Annotated in this window: 20 protein-coding genes and 1 pseudogene; 2 read left to right on the top strand and 19 right to left on the bottom strand. The window is 36.8% G+C overall.

What is annotated here, in order from left to right; translation table 11 throughout:
* The 5 genes from trxA to DYI00_RS02085 form a co-directional block, all read right to left on the bottom strand.
* The gene (gene trxA, locus DYI00_RS02105; protein ID WP_011577641.1) at positions 1–321 is read right to left on the bottom strand and encodes a thioredoxin; all 321 of its coding nucleotides are present in this window, start codon (positions 319–321) and stop codon (positions 1–3) included.
* 86 nt (positions 322–407) lie between these two features.
* Positions 408–752, bottom strand: coding sequence for a YraN family protein (locus DYI00_RS02100; protein WP_011577640.1), 345 nt, complete (start codon positions 750–752; stop codon positions 408–410).
* On the bottom strand, positions 753–2018 hold the full coding sequence (locus DYI00_RS02095) for a homoserine dehydrogenase (RefSeq protein ID WP_011577639.1): 1266 nt from the start codon (positions 2016–2018) through the stop codon (positions 753–755).
* 10 nt (positions 2019–2028) lie between these two features.
* On the bottom strand, positions 2029–3813 hold the full coding sequence (gene uvrC, locus DYI00_RS02090) for an excinuclease ABC subunit UvrC (RefSeq protein ID WP_011577638.1): 1785 nt from the start codon (positions 3811–3813) through the stop codon (positions 2029–2031).
* Complete coding sequence (locus DYI00_RS02085; RefSeq protein WP_011577637.1) at positions 3814–4275, bottom strand: hypothetical protein; 462 nt, start codon at positions 4273–4275, stop codon at positions 3814–3816.
* On the opposite strand from DYI00_RS02085, the gene DYI00_RS02080 reads away from it, so the two are divergent.
* Positions 4267–4446 carry a hypothetical protein gene (locus DYI00_RS02080; RefSeq protein ID WP_041600190.1) on the top strand — a complete coding sequence of 60 codons (180 nt, stop codon included), beginning with the start codon at positions 4267–4269 and terminating at the stop codon, positions 4444–4446. The two genes, DYI00_RS02085 and DYI00_RS02080, sit on opposite strands and share 9 nt — an antisense overlap.
* Positions 4447–4451: 5 nt before the next feature.
* Here DYI00_RS02080 and egtV read toward each other — a convergent pair whose 3' ends face one another.
* From egtV to DYI00_RS02050, 6 genes are all read right to left on the bottom strand, one after another.
* Positions 4452–5102: an ergothioneine transport ATP-binding protein EgtV gene (egtV, locus tag DYI00_RS02075; protein WP_011577636.1), complete on the bottom strand. Its 651-nt coding sequence runs from the start codon at positions 5100–5102 to the stop codon at positions 4452–4454.
* Positions 5103–5105: 3 nt separating this feature from the next.
* Positions 5106–6761 (bottom strand): ergothioneine transport permease/ergothioneine binding protein EgtU, encoded by a 1656-nt coding sequence (gene egtU / locus DYI00_RS02070; RefSeq protein WP_011577635.1) that lies wholly within the window; start codon positions 6759–6761, stop codon positions 5106–5108.
* Between the two features lie 68 nt (positions 6762–6829).
* On the bottom strand, positions 6830–7261 hold the full coding sequence (locus tag DYI00_RS02065; protein WP_011577634.1) for a hypothetical protein: 432 nt from the start codon (positions 7259–7261) through the stop codon (positions 6830–6832).
* A 13-nt stretch (positions 7262–7274) separates the two neighbouring features.
* The gene (gene motB / locus DYI00_RS02060; RefSeq protein ID WP_104709221.1) at positions 7275–8036 is read right to left on the bottom strand and encodes a flagellar motor protein MotB; all 762 of its coding nucleotides are present in this window, start codon (positions 8034–8036) and stop codon (positions 7275–7277) included.
* Positions 8037–8038: 2 nt separating this feature from the next.
* Positions 8039–8812: a flagellar motor stator protein MotA gene (motA, locus tag DYI00_RS02055; protein WP_011577632.1), complete on the bottom strand. Its 774-nt coding sequence runs from the start codon at positions 8810–8812 to the stop codon at positions 8039–8041.
* A gap of 81 nt (positions 8813–8893) precedes the next feature.
* Entirely contained in the window at positions 8894–9511 is a 618-nt protein-coding gene (locus DYI00_RS02050; protein WP_011577631.1) for an MBL fold metallo-hydrolase, read from the bottom strand.
* 130 nt (positions 9512–9641) lie between these two features.
* Here DYI00_RS02050 and DYI00_RS02045 point away from each other — a divergent pair, with 130 nt between their 5' ends.
* Complete coding sequence (locus DYI00_RS02045; protein WP_011577630.1) at positions 9642–10652, top strand: SAM-dependent methyltransferase; 1011 nt, start codon at positions 9642–9644, stop codon at positions 10650–10652.
* Positions 10653–10682: 30 nt separating this feature from the next.
* Here the strand turns inward: DYI00_RS02045 and DYI00_RS08705 are convergent.
* The 8 genes and pseudogenes from DYI00_RS08705 to DYI00_RS02000 all read right to left on the bottom strand — a co-directional run.
* Positions 10683–11022, bottom strand: a pseudogene (locus tag DYI00_RS08705) (outer membrane beta-barrel protein); the annotation flags it as partial.
* Positions 11023–12015: 993 nt separating this feature from the next.
* Complete coding sequence (locus DYI00_RS02025; RefSeq protein ID WP_011577627.1) at positions 12016–14037, bottom strand: DEAD/DEAH box helicase; 2022 nt, start codon at positions 14035–14037, stop codon at positions 12016–12018.
* Positions 14030–14590, bottom strand: coding sequence for a DNA methyltransferase (locus DYI00_RS08700; RefSeq protein WP_011577626.1), 561 nt, complete (start codon positions 14588–14590; stop codon positions 14030–14032). Before DYI00_RS08700 ends, DYI00_RS02025 begins: the two co-directional genes overlap by 8 nt.
* 61 nt (positions 14591–14651) lie before the next feature.
* The gene (locus tag DYI00_RS02015; protein WP_050711592.1) at positions 14652–15056 is read right to left on the bottom strand and encodes a site-specific DNA-methyltransferase; all 405 of its coding nucleotides are present in this window, start codon (positions 15054–15056) and stop codon (positions 14652–14654) included.
* Positions 15019–15660: a DNA methyltransferase gene (locus tag DYI00_RS02010; protein WP_011577625.1), complete on the bottom strand. Its 642-nt coding sequence runs from the start codon at positions 15658–15660 to the stop codon at positions 15019–15021. The genes DYI00_RS02015 and DYI00_RS02010 overlap by 38 nt, the downstream gene beginning before the upstream one ends.
* Before the next feature lie 408 nt (positions 15661–16068).
* Complete coding sequence (locus DYI00_RS08310; protein WP_256594184.1) at positions 16069–16197, bottom strand: hypothetical protein; 129 nt, start codon at positions 16195–16197, stop codon at positions 16069–16071.
* A 196-nt stretch (positions 16198–16393) separates the two neighbouring features.
* Positions 16394–17791 (bottom strand): outer membrane family protein, encoded by a 1398-nt coding sequence (locus tag DYI00_RS02005; protein WP_011577622.1) that lies wholly within the window; start codon positions 17789–17791, stop codon positions 16394–16396.
* Positions 17792–17857: 66 nt separating this feature from the next.
* The gene (locus tag DYI00_RS02000; RefSeq protein WP_011577621.1) at positions 17858–19444 is read right to left on the bottom strand and encodes an outer membrane family protein; all 1587 of its coding nucleotides are present in this window, start codon (positions 19442–19444) and stop codon (positions 17858–17860) included.
* Positions 19445–19561 lie beyond the last annotated feature (117 nt).

Genomic DNA, 19561 nt, shown 5'->3' with positions numbered 1-19561 from the left:
CTAGCCTAAAAGTTTGTCTAATTGCTCTTTTAAAGCGACTTTAGTTTGCACGCCCACTAGCTGATGGACGACTTCACCATCTTTTGTGAATAAAAGGGTAGGAATGCTTCTAATGTTAAATTTTGCACTCAATTCTTCTTGATCGTCGGTATTGACTTTACAAATCTTAGCCTTACCTTCATATTCGCTAGCCAATTCATCAATTATAGGGGATAGCATCTTGCAAGGACCACACCATGGTGCCCAAAAATCCACTAACGCAACCCCTTTTTTAATGGTGCTTTCAAAATTTTCTTCAGTTAATTCAATATAGTGACTCATTAGTTACTCCTAAATATGTGATTTTGATTAACGATAATAATACTAGCTTGAGAATGTTAATGCAAAGTCTTTTATTTTAAATAAGTCTAAAAAGTGATATTTTCTAAAAGTTCAAATTTACCATTTTTCACAATGAGAGCGTCAATGCAAAAATCACTATTAGGATCTTTTTGAGACAAATAATAGCGGATCGTTTGAATTATTTTTTGTAATTTACTTGGCGTGATCGCATAAATAGGATCAAAATTTTCCCCGCTTTTGACTTCAATGAAATGCAAAACCCCCTTTTTAAAAGCGATGATATCAATTTCGCCAAATTTTGAAAAAAAGTTCCTTTCTATTATTTCAAAACCCAGCGTTTTTAAAAACTCGCAAGCTTCTTCTTCAGCCTTTAAGCCCTTTTCTTTATGCTTGTTATTGAAAAAACGCATTCAATTTTCCAAGCGGATCATTTTAGGGGTATCCAACACGCTTTTTAAATTTTCAAGCTCTTTTAGGGCGTTTAAAAGCGATTTTTCATTCGTGGTGTGCGTGGAAAATAAAATTTTAGCCTTGTTAAAATGCGGGATTTCTTTTTGTAAGACATTGTTGAGCGAAATATCATTTTGGGCTAAAATCGCACTGATTTGAGAAAAAACCCCCTTTTCATCGCTCACTAACAAACGCGTATAATAAGCGCATTGTATTTCTTCTTTGGGTTTTAAGGGGAGTTTTTGGGGGGTTTCAAAGCCTAGCATCAAAGAGCTTTTTTTCCTTGCGATTTCTATAATATCGCTAATGACCGCGCTTGCTGTAGGCTCTCCCCCAGCCCCAGCCCCATAATACAAAGTCTCGCCCACCTTATCCCCTATGACGCTTATAGCGTTCATCACCCCATCCACTTTAGAAAGCATGGATTCATTTCTAATCATGCTTGGATGCACCCTTAATTCAATGCAATCTTGATGTTTTTTAGCGATACCTAAAAGTTTAATGCTATAACCAAACTCTTTTGCAAACTCCATGTCATCTGGCTCTATTTTTTCAATACCTTCAATTAAAATTTCTTCTAATTTCGCATCAATACCATACGCTAAAGACGCTAAAATCAAGAGCTTGTGAGCTGCATCAATGCCCTTAATATCAAATTCAGGGTTTAATTCCGCATAACCTAAATGTTGCGCATCTTTCAAAGCGTCTTTAAAACTCGCTTGATTTTTAAACATCTGGCTTAAAATATAATTGCTTGTGCCGTTTAAAATGCCCTTAAAAGAAAGGATATGATTAGCGCTCAAGCCGTCTTTTAAAGCCTTGATAATAGGGATACCCCCACACACGCTCGCTTCAAAGCCTATGGGGGTGTTTTTAGCGATTTGTTCTAATTCGTAGCGGTGATACGCTAACATAGCCTTATTGGCTGTAACGAAAGCTTTTTGTTTGGCTAAAGTTTTTTTAGCTAAAAGATAAGGTGCTTCAACCCCACCCATAAGCTCCACGATAATATCAATCTCTTTATCTTCTACCAAACTTTCTAAATCATTACTGATTTCAAAAGGATAGCCCTTGTGTTTTTGAACATCTCGCACCACCGCTTTTTTAATGACTATTTCTACACCGGCCCTATCTTTTATAATTTCTTGATTTTCTTGTAAGATTTTAGCGACCGCACTCCCCACACACCCTAAACCCACAAGCCCTATATTTAATCTTTTTTTCATGCTTTTTCCTTTAATTTCGTTTTTTCAAAACGGCGTTTTTTTCTTGCTCGCTCGCTTTTTCTATCGCTTCAAAACTCCCAAAATAATCCAATAATTTTTTCACGCTGGCTTCTCCTATGCCCTTTTCTTTTAAAAGAGCGATTTGTTTCATGTTTTTAATTTTAGTGGATCGGTGGAAGTTTATCGCATACCGGTGGCTTTCATCGCGCAATTTTTGCACCCATTGCAAGCGTTTGTCACTAGGGAGCAATTTAAAAGTATCGCTCATCGTATGGATAATGTCTTTAGCGCCCCCTTTAGAGCGATAAGCTTTAGAATCCCTTTTTTCTTTAGAAATAGCGATCACTTCTACAAAACTCCCGCTGCTTTTTAAAGTTTCTAAAGCGATGTTTAATTGCACCCTCCCTCCATCTATCACCCACAAATTAGGCGGTGGCTCTTTAGCAAAATCTAAGGCTCTTCTGGTGAGCAATTCGCTCATTTGAGCGTATTCATTAGAGCCTTTTAAATGGTAGCGCCGATAAGAGTTTTTTTGGAATGCACTATTTTCATACACGACCATTCCCCCCACGCATTGGCTGTTTGCATGGTGGCTTGTGTCAAAGATTTCCACCCTATAAGGCACGCACTCTAAATTTAAAAGCGAGCGCACCTCTTCTAAGATTTCTTCTTCGTTAGAGGTTTTTTCTTGGCTAAAAATCTCTTGAGCGTTTTTCATAGCGATTTCTATTAAAGCGAGCTTATCGCCCTTTTTGGGGATATTAAGAGTGATTTTTTTAGAGTGTTTATGATAAATAAACTCTTGCAATTCTTTAAGCGTTTCATTAGAGCAAGCGTTCAATAGAATTTGTTCAGGCATTAAAGGCAAATGCGATTGGTAATGGTTAATGATCGCTTGTTTCATCGCTTCATCAGCATCAAACCCATTGAGGGAGTGGATTTTTTCAAACGCTGAAGAAATGATTTTACCCCCACGCATGAACATTTTCACTAACACCGCCCTGTTGTTTTTGCCATAAAAAGCAAAAATATCCAAATCATAGAGTTTGGCTAAATCCATGCAAGTGAAAGGGGCGATTTTTTGGATTTTAGAAATCCTGTCTCTATAAATGAGAGCTTCTTCAAAACGCAAGTTACTAGAAAGGCGATCCATTTTTAATTGAAGTTCTTTGATGAGCTTGTCTTTATTTTCAATCATTTCTAAACATTCTTTAGCGATTTTTAAATATTCTTCTTTGGTGATTTTATTCTCGCATGGAGCTTTACAACGCTCTATTTGATAAAACATGCATGCCTTTTTATCCTTAATGCAATTTTTCTTTTGAACTAAAGGGAGCAATTCATACAAGCTATCCAAAATATCTTTAGCCCCACTAGTAAAAGGGCCAAAATATTTAACGCCAAGCTGTTTTAAAATTTTTCGTGTGATTAAAGGAATAGGAAAGTCAGTGGAAAAATCCATATAAATATAAGGGTAAGTTTTATCGTCTCTTAAAAGAATGTTGTATTTGGGTTTGAGTTGCTTGATTAAAGAATTCTCTAAAATCAAAGCGTCTTGCTCGTTTTCTACTAAAATTGTTTCTAAAAAAGCGATTTGTTTGACCATCATTTGAATGCGCAAACTTGTGCGATGATTGGGCGTGATTTCATTATTATGGATAGAAAAATAGCTTTTGATGCGCTTTTTTAAATTTTTTGCTTTACCGATGTAGAGTAATTGGCGGTTTTTATCAAAGTATTGATACACCCCACTGCCATTAGAAAGGTTTTTTAAACTGGACAATAAATCAGCCATTCATTCCTCAAAAAAACTGCGTTGGTAGTGGATCAAAGAGCGCGCTTTTTCAAAACATTCATGCAAACGAGCGTCTTTGATAGGGTTATGGAACAACCCTAAAGCACTAGGGCGATAAAATTGGGCTTGCTTTTTAATGGGTGTATAAAAATTGGCCTTTTCTAGCGAATCTTTAGGCACATAAGCCACAATTTCTAACGCATCTAATCCCTCAAGCCCACAAACATGCCCTTGCACGCTTAAAAAATGGCTGATTTCTTTAGCGATTCGTTGATTAAATTCCTTACACGCCCAAAGATCTTTAAACGCAAAAAGCAATTTAGAATCTTTTATGAAGATAAAAAGCAAATTTTCTTGTAAACTTAAAGGTATAAAAACCTTAAGCTTTTTGAGTTTCAAAAGAGTTTCAAGCTTTTTATAAGACTTTTTTTGAATGAGTAAGGAGAAAATATTTTGTTCCATAAACTTATCTTAACATGCTTTTTAACGCTTGTGGCGCTAACGATTCAAGCTTGTGGCTATAAAGCCCCCCCATTCAATGAAAAACCCGCCCCAAAAACTCCAAATAGCTCTAATTCTTCTATGCAAACGCCCACCAATAACACCACGCCATCGTTTTTGAATGAGCCTTAAAAATATCATTCTTGACTAAGGGCTTTGATTTCTAGAGTTTTTGTGGCTAATCTTTGAGCCTCGCTCTCATCATGCGTGACCATAATAAAAGTGGCGTGAGAATTTTGGTGTATTTCTTTGATGAGATCTTGTAAATTCTTGCGGTTGATGCTATCTAAAGCGCTGAAAGGCTCATCCAATAAAATGAGTTCTGGCCTGTGGATAATCCCCCTAATAATGCCCACCCTTTGGGCTTGCCCCCCACTCAATTGATTAGGGAATTTATCCATAATACTCTCATCTAAGCCCATTTTTAACGCTAAAGCTTTAGCTTCTTTTTGAGCGGCTTGTTTGTCAATGCCTTGTAAATTGAGGCAAAAAGTCATGTTTTGTAAGGCGTTTAAATGGGGGAATAAAGAATTGCCTTGAGCGATATAGCCTATTTTTTGGCGTAAAAAAGCGTTGTTTGAATCAAAGGTTTCATTAAAGATTTTAATCCTCCCAAGACTTGGTTTTAAAAGTCCTAAAATCAAGCCTAAAAGCGTGCTTTTACCGCTCCCACTCTCCCCTAAAATGCATAAAAAATCCCCTTCTTCAATACTTAAATTAAAATCTTTAAAAATTGCACGATTGTGGTAGTTAAAAGATAAATTCTCTATTTTAATGATTTCTTTCATGTTTTATAGCCCCATGTTTTCTAAAAAATCTTTAGCTACTATTTGGGGGCTTTTTTTCAACACTTCCACCTGATAGTTTAAATCTTGCATTTTTTCATCGCTGATCTTTATTTTTTCTAAGATTTCTAACACTTTAGGATATTTTTTGACAATTTCTTTTCTTATGACAATACCGGCTTGATAATTAGGGAAAAATCCTTTATCGTCTCTAAGCACCTTCAAATCAAGCTCTTTGATTTGAGCGTCTGTAGTGAAGACATCTAAAGCGTTGATTTTATGGGATTCAAAACTTTTATAACGCAAGTTAATATCCATTTCATGCAAACTTCTAAAATGAAAGCGATAGGCTTTCACTAAGCCCTTAAAAGCGTCCTCTCTTTCAAAAAAGTCAAACTCCGCGCCAAAATCAAAATTTGGGCTATGAAAGGCTAAATCGCTAAAAGTTTCAACAGCGTATTTTTGAGCGTCCTCTTTAGAAATCGCTAAGGAATAGGTGTTATTAAAGCCCAAAAGCCCCACCCATAAAAGATTAAATTCTTTCTCATAACGCCTTTTAATCGTTTCAAAATCCACTTTTTGAGTCAAAGGGTTTTTGAGCGTATTCACCCAAGCGGTGCCGGTATATTCCACATACAAATCAAAATCGCCCCTAATTAATGCCGGATGGATATTCATCGTCCCCCCACCAATGCCAAACACTCGCTTAACAGGAATATGGTGTTTTTCTAACAAAAGGCTTAAAATCTCGCCCAAAATATACTGCTCGCTGCTAGGTTTTGCCGCCACGACTAAAGGCTTTTCTTCTATAACGCTTCTAGGCACTAGCCATAATATACTCGCTAGTAATAAAAAGAGGAATACCGCCACACTAACATAAACTCTTCTTTTTTGTTTTTTGGTGGCGTTTTGAGAAAGCAGGTGTTGCAAGGCGTTTTCATGCTGAAACACGCTCACAAATTTATCCGCTAAAACACTAAAAACCGCAATAATAAAACTACCCGCCACTAAAAGCGTGGTATTTTGTGTGTTTAGCCCTCTAAAAATCGCTTGCCCTAATCCCCCAGCCCCAATGAGTGCTCCAATCCCAGCCATCGCCACTAACATCACCACCGCAATCCTTAAGCCCACTAAAATTTGGGGGATAGCAAGTAAAAATCGCACCCTAAAAAACAACTCTTTGGGGTTACACCCTAGCCCAATGGCGGCCTTAATGACTTCCTCTCTCACCTCTTTTAAGGCGTTATAAGTGCTATGGACAATGGGTAATAAGCCGTATAAGACCAACACTAAAAGGGCGTTTTTTAACCCCACCCCAATCAAAGGGATGAATAACGCAAATAGTGCCAGCGAAGGGATCGTGTAGAGAAAATTCACCACAGGGAGTAAAAAGACCCTAGCCTTTGAATTGTAAAACACAAAAACCCCAATCAAAACCCCAAACACCAACACGATAAGACCAGAAAGCGAAACGATGATAAAATGCTGTGCAATTAAATCTATAAAATAAATAAAGCGATCATGAAATTCTTTTATCAAATATTTTACCACGCTTATCTTTAACACCATTGCAACTAAATGTTGTATAGCCACATCCACAGAATGGATCAACCATTCATACAATTCTTTGATCAATTGTTTAAAAACGCCCATGATCAGCATTATAACCAAACTTATTCTAATAAAGGTGTCTTAAAATGCTAAAGGCATTCTTTAATGTTGGTTGCAAGTTAAAATTGAAAGGTTCGTTTGCCTAAATTGGTGCTCACTTCTATCCATAAGGGCTGGTTTTCGCATAAAATTTCATAGGCTACGCTTTGATTCCTCACTAAAGAAACGCTTTTTGGCGTAGGGTAGAGTGCACAAGAACGCCCTTGATTGATGTCAATTTTTAAAATCACCACCTTTTCCACTAGAGCGCTCACCTTTAGATAATACGACCCCCTAGCCCCTTGCCATTCCAAATAGGGCGTCTCTTGGGAGACAATTTCTAAAGCCACCAAAGGGCTTTGAGCGAGTTTTAAACGCGTTTTTTGATCCTTTAATTCTTGTTCGCTATTGATCCCTTTATCAATCAAATCAAAAAGGTTTGAAGAAACATCCTTATCCCTAGCGATAAGGCTTGACAAGAAAAGAAAGATTAACAAAAAAATTGGTTTCATGCGGTTTTCATTTTTATTTAGGATTGAATTCTTTGTCCAAAATAGAATGGATCTTACTCAAATCATTCGCATCAGTTGAAAAAAAGATTTCCACGCGGTTGTTTTTCATTCTGTTTTCTAGGGAGTCATTAGGGGCGATAGGGTTTGTGGATCCATAAGAAGAAAAAGATAACTGATCGGGATCCACGCCGTATTGCATAAGGACTTTCATCACTCTATAAGCGCGATTGGCGGCTAATTCGTAATGGCTTTTAAAACGAGTTTTAATTAAAGGCGTGTTGTCTGTAAAACCTCTCACATTGATATGCACCCTTTTAGGGAGCTTTTGAATGATTTTAGCGATCCGTTCAATATAAAGCATCATGTCTTGATTGATGGCATCAGATACAGCGTTTTCAAAGAGCAAATTAGAGGGGAGCTTTAAAATAGAGCCTTGATCAATTTGCTCTAAAACACTGCCCTCCCCCTTACGAGTGATAGTGATCTTAGATTCAGTGTTTTGCGAAGCCGGCTTGGAGCTTTCACTCGCCGTTTGCTCTTCTTCTTGCCCTGAATCAGGCGGAATCACTACAACCGGCTGTAGCGCTTCTGGCTTGGGGGCATAACTAAAAATTTTAATGAATTCGGTTTTTAAGGCTTCTACTTTGGATTTATTGACCGCTGAAATCGCATAAAGAGCGATAAAAAGTGCAAGCAATAAAGACAAAAAGTCCGCATAAGGAACCGCCCATTTTTCACCAGCAGGGCATTCGGTGGGTTTGTTTTTCTTGGCCATGTTTAGCCCTCAAATTGAGATTTTTTAGGCTCACCAGGAGCGATATAATTTAAGAGTTTGTTTTCTAAATCCCTTGGATTTTCCCCATTAGCGATGCCTAAAATCCCCTCTAAAAGAACGGTTTTTTCTTTAATAATATCTTTAGACTTAGCCTTAAGCTTATGCCCAAAAGGGCCAAAAATCGCATAAGAACACATAATCCCTGTCACAGTAGCCGTGAATGCCCCAGCGATCCCTGCTGCCATTTCGGCCGGGTTGTCTAGTTTTTGCAAGGCTAACATAAGCCCCATAACCGCCCCCACCAACCCCATCGTAGGCGCCGTTTCGCCGGCAGTCTCCCAATAGTGAGCGGCACCGTGGTAGTATTCTTCCATTTCTTCAATGCTGATTTCTAAGCTTTCCTTAACGGATTTTAGATCCTTACCATCTATAATCATAGACAAGCCATTACGGGTGAAATCATCTTCGATTTGCGCCACGCGCCCTTCTAAACTCAACACCCCATCTTTTCTAGCCAAAGTGGCTAATTCCACTAAATTTTTAATGGTTTCATTCAAATTGATTTTAGGGTTTAAAAAAATAATTTTTATCTCTTTGTAAGCGGCTTTCACATAGCGTGCATGCGTGCCTGTCATAGCGGCAAAAAGCGAAGTGGGCACGATGATAATGACTGAACTCAAATGGATAATGTGTAACGGGTTGCCATCTTCTAAAATATCGCCTAGCGAAATAGAAGCGATCGCTAACACCAAGCCTAGTATGGTTGATAGATCCAAATTTTACCCCTTAACCTAAATTTTCATAATCGCATGAATGCATTGAATGAGTAACACTCTTTTTCTGGCTTGGTGCAACATTTAAGCCATCCTTGAAACCCAAATTTTAGAATGCTCTCTTTCAGCAAAAAAACTCGTTTTACCCCCATGCCCTGGATAAATTTCTATATCTTTAGGGAAATCTAAATTTTGAAACCTTATCAAGGACTCTTTCATGTCTTTTTCATTAGAATAAGGGAAATCATAACGGCCAATGCTGCGATAAAAAATAAAATCCCCACTAAAAATCACCCCTTCTATTTCTATGATAGAACAACCGGGCGTGTGTCCGGGAAAATGCCAATATTTAATGGTTGTGTTTTCTATCTCTAAAGTCGTGCAACCTTTATTACAAGGCACGCTAAAAGTGGGGCTAAAAATGGGCATGCCCAAATGAAAAATATCATTTTCTAGCATGAAAATATCATCTTTAGGGGCGTAAATGGGGGTGTCTTTAAGGATTTTTGACAATTGAGCGCTATCCCAAACATGGTCATAATGCCCATGCGTGATTAAAATCGCTTTAGGGTTTTTGGCGTTTTCTAACACCCATTTGCTGCTAGAAAATCCGGGATCTATAATAAAATCTATCCCACTAGAAAGCTTCACAATATAAGCGTTTTCTTCCACCGCCCCACACTCTCGCCTTAAAATTTCCAAACTACTAACTCCCTACTAAACTAGCTTAAAAAATCATCATTATTCAATATCATAGCGCAAAAATAAGGCAATTTTGACTAGAATGGTGGTCTCTTATTTTGATTGAGATGAGTTTAATAGAAGGAAAATCGTGCGTTCGTTTGGAAACTACATGCAAGAGTGGCTTTATAGCGAAAAAGGGTATTATAGAAAGGCTGTAATCGGTCAAAAAGGGGATTTTTACACTTCGGTGTCTTTGAGCAAGTTTTTTGGGGGTGCTATTGCGTTTTATATTATCAAGCTTTTAGAAAAAGAAAAATTATTTTTGCCTTTAAAAATTGTAGAAATTGGCTCTCATCATGGGCATTTTTTGAGCGATATAGCCAATTTTTTAAAAGCTTTAAGCGTGGGCGTGATAGAAAAATGCGAGTTTGTAAGCTGTGAGCCTTTAATAGAATTACAAAATATCCAACAAATCACTTTTAAACAAGCCACGCAATTAGATTTAATCGGTTGCGATTTAAAAGAGCTTGATTTTAAAGAAAATGAAAGCGCGTTTGTTGTCTCTAATGAATTGTTTGATGCGTTTGCTTGCGAGATTATCAAAGATAACCAAATGCTTTTTATCACCCATGATCATCAAAGTGTTTGGAGCCATGTTGATGAGCCTACTAAAGAACTTCTAAAAACATTGAATTTAAAAGAAGGGTGTGCACCCTTGTTTTTGAACGCTTTTATCAAGGATTTGTTAGAAAAGTTGGATAAGGCTTCTTCTTGGGTGTTTTTAAGCTTTGATTATGGCGATACAATAGAGAGAAAAGACATGCATTTAAGGGCTTTTAAAAACCATCAAGTGCTGGATTTCAAGGATATTTTAAACCATTTAGCTTCTTTGTATCAACAAAGCGACTTGACTTATGATGTCAATTTTTCTTTGGTGCGCTCTTTGTTTGAAAAACACCACGCAGAATTTTCATTCTTTAAATCGCAGGCTAACGCTTTGCTTGATATGGGGCTTATGGAATTGTTAGAGACATTTTCAAAAAGCGTGAGTTATGAAAGGTATTTAAAAGAAGCCGCTAAAATCAAACCCTTGATTAGCCCCGGAGGTTTAGGGGAGCGTTTCAAGGCGTTAGAGTTTGTGAAAAAGAGTGAAATATAAAAACAATCAAAAAGCGATAAAAAGCGTGTTTTAATGCTTTCTAATGTGTGTAGCGATGAGATAAACGCTCACCACTCTTTTATAATCCAATTTATCCCCATAATTATTGCGATAGAAATTGACTTTAAACGCTGGCACTTTAACCCCTAATTCAATACTACTGCCTCCAAGATGGATTCACCACCATTTTTATCAAAGCCGTATTCTTCAGTATTCCAACGGATGCCAAATTTTCCTGATATTTTCCTGATAATTGAAAGATAGTGCGGTTATTGACTTGGTCAAAAAGGTTAAAATTGCTATTTTGAAACCAAGCGCTAGCCCCTATATCCATGCCAACCACAAGTCCTAAAGATTTCCTAAACAGATGCACATTTCTATTTTGAAAAACTTTAGCGCCGATCATAGCAGAGAATGGATTAGGGTATCGTTGTAAATCTTCTAAAATTGCACCCCCACCTTGCGTTTGACTAAGTCTTCTTAAGTCGTTGGAGTTTCTCCCACTAGAGAGTTTATCGTTCTTCCAATTAATCAGCAAATCCGTATTGAAACCATTAAGATAAAGCAAGTGCCCAAAAATCTATATTGCAGCTGCGGTTATCAAGATTAGGAGCGTTGCTAGAGGCTAACTAGCATTAAACCGACACACCGCCTATTTTTTTGTGTGTTCTAATTTAAGTTTTCAATACTGCCCCAAAAACTGCCCTATTTTACCTCATATTTAAGCTTTAAAACCTAAGCATAAGCCATTTTGTTGGGCTTAAAAATTCTACCCTTGTTTTTAAAGATCCACAATGTTTAAAACGCCCTAAATTTAAAGGGCATTTCGCCTTAAAACTAAAAATTTACAGCAAAATTTTTCAACCACTCATTTATCGCCTTTCTGCTATAAAGTATGGTTTTGCCGTATTTAAAAAAGGGGATGGAGGTTGCCTTACCTTGATTTGCTTTCATTCTTGCCTTTGCTTGAGTGTTTTTTGATATGCCAAATTCTTACTCCAACTGCTCTATGGTTATCAAATCGCCATTTTTGATATTTTTCATTTTAAGTCCTTTGCTTTAAATTGTTTTTGAAACACTACTCAAAGAAAACCCAAACACAGATTAGGCGAATAAGATTTAAATTTCACTTTTATGAGTGTTTGTTTTAGGGCTTAGCAGTCTGTCTTGTGAGCGTTTTTCTTAAAAATTATTAAAAAATAATAAAAAATAACCGAAATAATAAATAATGGGATAAAAATACAATACCAAAAATCTTATCAAAGCACTAATAAGCATTAAATAAAACTATAATTTCAAACAACAAAACTTCCTTAACAAAATGCCGCACTTTAAGTTTTATTTAACTATATCACTTTTAATTTTAACATCTGTCTTGCATATATGTTTTAAAGGTAGTTTCATTCATCATGGCTTTTTCAACTCCATTTTCACAACTCCAAATTTGCCAATCGTTGCTAGATTTAATTGGTATGTAAAAAACATATCCAGTCTTTTTGCTTGCAAACAAATAAGCCTTTTTCAGCTTTTCTACCTTATCTTTGTATCTGTCCGTATCAAATTCAGCGTTGCCATTGCCATTTACACCCTTTACTTCAAAGATATGAATAATGTCTTTTTTGTCTTTAAAAATAAAATCTGGATAGCTTGTGTGTTTAGATTTGTGATAGTAGTCGAATTTGACATTTGAGTTCTCATCTATATAGTTCTTGCCTAGCAAATATATTTGCTCTTCATCAATTATTATACTCTTGCAACACTTTTTCTTGATTTTGTTTAAAAGCTTAAACCATTCAAGCTCGGATTGGCTATCGTGGTGAAACTCATCATCTTTATCATCAGTCCATATTGTGTTATCTGCATTGAAAGTATTGCCATTTAAATCCATAAAGGCATACACATTGTTTCTCAAGCCATCGGTAATTTCAACCATTTTTCCGTATTTATCGTAGTCTTCTACCACTGACCTTAGCTCTTCTTTTATCTTCTCTAAATTGCTTGTAAAATCAAACCATTTTTTGGCATCACTCACAAACTCCCTGCGTGCTTTTTTAACGATACTATCGCATTTGTTTAGCTCTCTGTATGCTTCAAAGATGTTTTTGTTATCTGCTAATTCTCGCTTTATGCACTTGCTAATATCAATATCGCTCATGGCTACTTCGGCTAAAGTTACGGATTTAAAAGGTGCAAATTCTTTGATTATCTCATTGCCTAAAAATTTGCCCCTAAGTCTTATCTCTTGTTTGCCCCTAGAGATATTTTCGCTAGGCTTTACTCCATAAACATAAGCCTTGCTAAAATGCTCTTGCGTGTTCTTATCTAGCTTATCAAATTCTTTCAGATAAGGATTTCGCCTTACCCTGCCGATTACTTGCTCATCAAGTGTCACAGAATGCGTATCCCTTACTTGATAAAGCACGCACGCCCTAGGTATGTCAAAGCCTTCTGTGATTACCATTTTAAAGATAATTACATCTATTGGATAATTTGGCTGCTTGATTAGCTCTCGCCAAATTTTTTTATTTTTTGTCTTGATAAGGGCGTTGTTGGCTTCATATTTCTTTTCATCACTCACAAAACTAGCCCACTGCAAGCCTTGGTCTTCTACTATTTTGACTATTTTTTCAAACTCTTCAGCCCCTTGCGTTGCATTTGAAATTTGCACTATAAAAGCAGGGTTGATATTGTATTTTTCATAAGTTGGTTTTATCTTATCTTTAAAGTGCTTTAGCGCCTTTGTTAGTTCGTATTCTAGCTCGCCTTTATTGTCTATGTATTCGACTCTTTTAATTAACTTTGCATCTACGGCATCGCTCTCTTTTAGGATTAAGTCGTATTCATCGTTTTTTGGCGTGGCTGAGAAGTTAATTGTTTTAACAAAATAGCTTTGAAGTGCATTGATTTTGTTTGTCGCTATGTGGCTTTCATCTCTAATTAGCACTATCTCTTTCTTTTCCCTTTTGCATTTTTCAAGGAATGCTAGCAGTGCGCTCTCTTTTTTTATCCTAGATGCATCTGTAAATTGATTAGTTGGCAATACATAAGCATTATACCCCCAGTCTATTTGTATGCTATATTCTGTATTTTTCTTGTTTTCATTGCCAGTTGAGATTAGATATGGCTTTATGGATTTAAAATAATAGTCGCTATTTTTCATAAAGCTATTGTAACATTGCTCGGCTAAATCGCCCTTTGAAAGGCTAGAGATTAAAAATATATATTTATCATCCTTGCTTAATAACTCATGCATAAGCATAGCCATCATGTGAGTTTTACCACTGCCAGTTGGTGCTTTTACGCCTATGGTTTTAATATCAGTAAGAAATAGCGACAATAGATCTTGAACTAGGTTGTGTTGTAGTTCGTTTATTTCATCAGTCATTTTCTATCTCTTTTTGGCAAGTTTTTTCGAAGTTTTCACAAATCCAGTCTATTTTGTCATTTATATCTGAAAAGGGAGGGAGTCCGTATAGACTTTCATCTATTCTGTCAAATATATTCTCATCGGTATTTGGAATTTGGGCTATCTCTACTACTTCTAGGCTATCGCCATAAGGCGCATTATTTTCAATCCACTTGTAGCTTTTGTCGCCATCATAGCACTTGCCATCCATTACTCTTTTTAATCTTTTAGTGGTGACATCATAAGCTATGCCATTTGGATTCATCTCTGTTATTTCGTTGTTTGTGGCTAATATAAATTGTCTATTGCCACCATCTTGTCTGTTTAATTCAAGCACTGCGTGTCCTGTTGTACCACTGCCAGCAAAGAAGTCTAGGATTATATCGTTTTCATCTGTTTTAATCATTTTTAACAAATTTATTATTAATGTAACTGGTTTTGGATTTTTAAAAGGAGCGCTGGTATTTCCTACAGCTAAAATGCTATCTAAAACTTTTTTTGCGCTATCATTTGAGTTTTCATTTTCTAGCAAAGATAATGTTGTAAAAGGTTTTCCATTAACAAATTCAATTTCATTCTTTCCATTTTTCTTTCTACATTTCTTCGTATGTTTTGGTATATATTCTATTATTTCTAACTACAACAAATCCATTTTTTAACCCCCACTCAAATGCAGATTTAGACCATCGCCAAACCCAATCAGTTTGCCCATGATTTCCAGCTTTTCTTGCTAAAAAATTTTCATAATTTGAACCAGCATAAAAAGTTTGCCCATTAATTTCTATTGGATAATCCATATTTTTAGAATATTGTAATGAGCTATAATCTAATGCTTGAGTTAATTTATATTTGCCACGCTCTTCTACGAATTCATCTTCTAGCGTAAAACTTTCATCATCTCTTTCATCAAGTTCAAAATTGTCCATAGCTTCTATGTTTTTTACATAAGCTAATACATAATCATGATTTTTTTTGAATTGTTGTCGAACTTTTACCACCTTTTTTGACAATCCTAGGAATTGCAAAAATAAAATTCGCCTCACCAAAAACCTCATCAAAAAGACACTTAACATAAGCATGATTTCTATCATCTATGCTACAAAAAATCACGCCATCATCTTTTAAAAGTTGTTTGGCAAGTTGAAGTCTATTGTAAAGCATGGTGAGTAGGTTATCTCTTTTTATTGCGTTTGTGTAGTTTGTCTGTGCGCTCTCACCCATGCTATCCTTACCATAAGGTGGATCTATGTAGATGACTTTGATTTGTTTTCTGTATTGAATGAGTAAATTATTTATGGCATTGTAGTTGTCGCCGATGATGAGTTTGTGCTTGATGCCACCATTATCAAAGCTAAGTGAATTATTTTTTTTAAAATATTTTATGGTGTTGTCGCCAGCGATTTCAAATCTCACATCAAAGTGAAAGCCAGTGCGTTGATACCTTGTGCCTAGTGCTTTGATTTTGATTAGCTCTTGTGTGTTTAAGGCTCTGTCTGTGAGCGTTTTTAAAAACTGGGCGTTCTCTGTTTCTATGATGCCATTTTCTTTTAGCTCATCAAATTCTTTTTTGTATTCTTCTTTTAATTTTTCTAGGCTTTTCATCTTTTGTCCTTGTTGTAGTTTGATGCGGTGCAGAGATTTTGTGTGAGTATTCTAGTGTAACAAAGCTTAAAAAATAATCTTGCTCTTTGGTTGTTGTTGTGCTATTTTTTATGAAATATCTAGTTTGTTTTTTAAAATTTTTTGTGTTTTAATTTTTTATTTTGCATATATTTTTCTTTCTGTCTTAAAAAAATTTTCTATCTTTCAAAAAAATTTTTCAAAAATTTTTTGCATTTTCTAAAAATAAAAATGAAATTTTTATTTTATTTTTGAAATTTTGAAAAAATTACAAAAATCTTTCGCAAAAAGCCTACTTTAGGGGCTTTTTAGTGAAAACCCCACACAAAGAGAGTTATCCTACCACATTTCTTGGACTTGCTTTTTTCTTTTGTCGATGCTACATTGCTTTTAAAATTTTTTTTGGAGCTTTTTGCCTTGCGTGATGATTTTGATGAGTTTTGGACCTGTTATAGGGAGTTGTTTTGCACTACTAATCGCTTCATTTAAGGTGTTTTGTGCAAGACCCCTCTCGCTCACGATCGCTTGACTTTGTAAAACGCCTTCTCCTAAACCAAAATAAGATCCATTTTTTCAGCGTGGAGCCAAAACGAGAGAGAGTAAAAGGGCTTTTTTCATGGTTTTCCTTTAGTTTAAAATCTTGTATTCAGTATTTTATCATTTTTTTAAAAAAATGAAGCCTGTGAAAAACCCATCAAAAACTGATAAAAACGCTTTAATAAACCCTAAAACCATAAGTAATGGTAAACATCAAATGGCTTCTATCAGAATACACATTGTGCGTTAAAGGCTGTGTGCCAGGCCCATTAGGATCAGCCGGGACATACATGCCACAATACCCAATACAATAGCCTTTTTTGGTGATATTGCCATAATATTCTAGTTTTAAATCCAGTCTAATATTATAGCGGTTAGAAAAATAGCTCAAAAAGAGTGCAAGACTCCTTTCATCAGCCCTTGGGCTGTCAGTCCAACGGCCTAAAATTTTCCAGCTAAGCCCTTTATAACTCGATCCCACATAAGCAAAGCCATCGATCACATCAGCGCCAACGATATTGTTGATTTCTGCGTCATAAATACTATTCGTCCAAATATTATACCCCAAAGGATCCCCATAAATACCTATATCGCCATTAGCGTTACCGATATTTTTATAGACACTGCCCCCAAATTGCCACTTGTTATAATAAAAACGGGTGCGGAAAAAATAAGTTTGCCCACTCTTACCCAATGGCACTTGTTGGAAGAGGATTATATCGTTTTGATCAGCCGGGGTGACAAAAATTGGGAAAAGCCCCACAAAAGTGCCTACAAAACGAAAACCCTTATTATTAAAATTAGGGTTGGTATCATAAGTGACATTGATGCCTGGTGCATACATCCTTTGAAAGATCGCATAAAAATAAGGGTTGATTTTCAAACCATTTTTTTCGTATTTTAAATCTGCAATCATTAGAGCCTTACCGCTCGTATAGTAACGCCCAAAATACCAAAACCAATCGCTTGACGCTGAAGCCCTAGCGTCTGAATACATCACTCTCAATTTAGTGTCTTTGTATTTGATAAAACCCTCAACGCCTTGACTATAAGAAGTGAACCAGTCATAATCTTCAGCCTCATAGCGCCCCCCTTTCACACCCAAACTGAATTTATCTTTTTTGTAGTTGTAGCTCAAAAAGGCGTTATGCACCATAGCCAAACGAGGTTTTTGCACATGCAAACCACTATGCCCCGCATACCAGCCAATGTATTGCCAAAAGATACCCGGACCAAAAGGATCCGTCCTAGAGCCAGGCTGTCCATTAGGGATATTGTTGCCTTGATAGGCGGTGGAGTCATAGGGAAGTGCTGCCATCATGCCCCCTACTTCCGCTCTCAAACCCTTGTATAAACCCATGCTCAAATTCAATTCGCCCAGTAAAGAAGTGTAGCTACCTGTGGGGTAAATGTCTTTAGAGGGTTGGTATCTTTGGTCGTTAAAGCCATACTTGGTGTAGCTGCTCACTTTTCCAGTGATGCTCATGTTGAAATTGTAAGCTTGAAGTTTGGAAAAAAAGAGACTAGAAAGCAGTAAAAAAGAGAAGGAGTAAGAAAAATACTTTTTGTTTTTCAAAGCCCTACTCCTAAAGATACTAAACCAAAAAATACAAAAATCATATCTAAGGGATAGAGAACCCTCTTAGAAACTATAACTGATATGCGTCATCAAATGGCTTCTATCCTGGGTAATGCTTTTTGCAATACCACCCATGTTTTGAGGACCTTGTGCGAACGCTGAAGACTCAAACAAACCATTATTCAAGTTGAGCGGCTGACCATTTGGCCCAAGGAAACCGGTCCCAGGGTTGTAGCCTGCACGGATTTGGAAAGTTAACCATACGAGTTTGAGACCTGCTTTGATGCGTTTGCTAAACTGATAGTCTAAATACATACCAATACCATATTCCAAAGCCCTTGGTGCGGTCGTGAAGCGCTGATAAACGCTCCAACTAAACTTACCATGCTTGCCCCCACCTTTAACATACTCGGTGAATGCGTCCGCATCGGTAATGTTGTCAATCCCTGCAAAACCTAAGCTATAGATACCACCGACCCATTGTTCGATACCATCAATAGCCACAGGGTTACCCCAAGTTCCTAAGTTCATGTTAGGGTTACCAATGTTGAGATAAGCACCTCCAACAATAAAGTAGTTGTTAATGTCTATGTGGTGGCGCAATAAGAGCGTCGCACCACCAGGTCCTTGTAACCCACGCCACTTACCATTATCCAAGAATGGATCCCAAGTGTTATAACGAGCGGGTGCATAACGACCGTATTCAGCATTATTCCAACGATAGTCATACAATCCATAGAAAGTCGTTTTATTTCTAATGCCTATACCTCTGAAATCAGGATTGGTATCATATTCTATTTTAACGCCGGGCAATGTACCTACCTCTGGGATAAGATACACATAAGGGTGGATCAATAAATTCTTTGTAGGGCGATAAATGATACCGGCCTTATGAATACCCCAAGGCTTTTCACGATAGATAGGGAATAGCCACTGACCATCAGCGATACCACGACCCCAACTGCTAAAGAGCAAGAATTTCATGTTCTTAGTAAGCTTGAAAGTCCCATAAAAACCTTGGAACAATTGATAAATCCAATCCATTTGCTCTTGCTCGGTAACATCAAAGCGCCCCATTACCATATGGACCCTACTGCTATCATAGGTAAGATTCGCTTTATAAACTTCGTAGCGTCTTGAATGCCCAGGCAAGTAGGCGTTAGCCGGATAATAGTTAGGGAATAAGCCGTTCCACTCACCCATATACATATAGCCAATACCTCTAGGGTCAATAATACCGCCTGGCCCTTGCTGTTCCCACATTTTAGTTGCGTTCATACAAAGACTCATAGAATCAGTGCCACACGAAGTTTTATCCCAATAGCTTGGAGGGGTAAAATCTTTCGCCCATCTATCGTATCTAGTGCTATCATAAACTTGTCCGCCTAAAACACCGCCTAAATTCACGCTCCAACCCTTACCCAAATGCACAGACCCCTCTATCTTACCGGTAAGATTGACAAAAGTCTCCGTAGGATAAATACCTTTAACGGGGTTGATAGGCGAGTGGTTAAAACCCACTTTAGAGAAGTTAATAAAATCCCCATGCACCTCGTAAGTGATTGCTCCTAACGAACCCGTCGTAAATAATAGCGGTAGTGTCAAACGCTTGAGCAATGCGGTAGCAACTTTTCGTTTTTTTAATTTCATTCCTTTTTCCTTACTTTACCTAATCAGATAAATTACTCTGTAAAAAAGATTTTAGCATAAAAGAACATAGAATTAGCTAAAAATCAAGCTAATTTTTCTTAAAAATCACAAATTTAA

The organism is Helicobacter acinonychis (assembly GCF_900461455.1).
Taxonomy (GTDB): domain Bacteria; phylum Campylobacterota; class Campylobacteria; order Campylobacterales; family Helicobacteraceae; genus Helicobacter; species Helicobacter acinonychis.
This window is presented reverse-complemented; position numbering and strand designations above follow the sequence as displayed.

What these genes read in the sequence shown, in the direction of transcription:
- trxA (WP_011577641.1), bottom strand. Translation starts at nt 321, where the DNA reads ATGAGTCACTATATTGAATTAACTGAAGAAAATTTTGAAAGCACCATT.
- DYI00_RS02100 (WP_011577640.1), bottom strand. Translation starts at nt 752, where the DNA reads ATGCGTTTTTTCAATAACAAGCATAAAGAAAAGGGCTTAAAGGCTGAA.
- DYI00_RS02095 (WP_011577639.1), bottom strand. Translation starts at nt 2,018, where the DNA reads ATGAAAAAAAGATTAAATATAGGGCTTGTGGGTTTAGGGTGTGTGGGG.
- uvrC (WP_011577638.1), bottom strand. Translation starts at nt 3,813, where the DNA reads ATGGCTGATTTATTGTCCAGTTTAAAAAACCTTTCTAATGGCAGTGGG.
- DYI00_RS02085 (WP_011577637.1), bottom strand. Translation starts at nt 4,275, where the DNA reads ATGGAACAAAATATTTTCTCCTTACTCATTCAAAAAAAGTCTTATAAA.
- egtV (WP_011577636.1), bottom strand. Translation starts at nt 5,102, where the DNA reads ATGAAAGAAATCATTAAAATAGAGAATTTATCTTTTAACTACCACAAT.
- egtU (WP_011577635.1), bottom strand. Translation starts at nt 6,761, where the DNA reads ATGCTGATCATGGGCGTTTTTAAACAATTGATCAAAGAATTGTATGAA.
- DYI00_RS02065 (WP_011577634.1), bottom strand. Translation starts at nt 7,261, where the DNA reads ATGAAACCAATTTTTTTGTTAATCTTTCTTTTCTTGTCAAGCCTTATC.
- motB (WP_104709221.1), bottom strand. Translation starts at nt 8,036, where the DNA reads ATGGCCAAGAAAAACAAACCCACCGAATGCCCTGCTGGTGAAAAATGG.
- DYI00_RS02025 (WP_011577627.1), bottom strand. Translation starts at nt 14,037, where the DNA reads ATGACTGATGAAATAAACGAACTACAACACAACCTAGTTCAAGATCTA.
- DYI00_RS02010 (WP_011577625.1), bottom strand. Translation starts at nt 15,660, where the DNA reads ATGAAAAGCCTAGAAAAATTAAAAGAAGAATACAAAAAAGAATTTGAT.
- DYI00_RS02000 (WP_011577621.1), bottom strand. Translation starts at nt 19,444, where the DNA reads ATGAAATTAAAAAAACGAAAAGTTGCTACCGCATTGCTCAAGCGTTTG.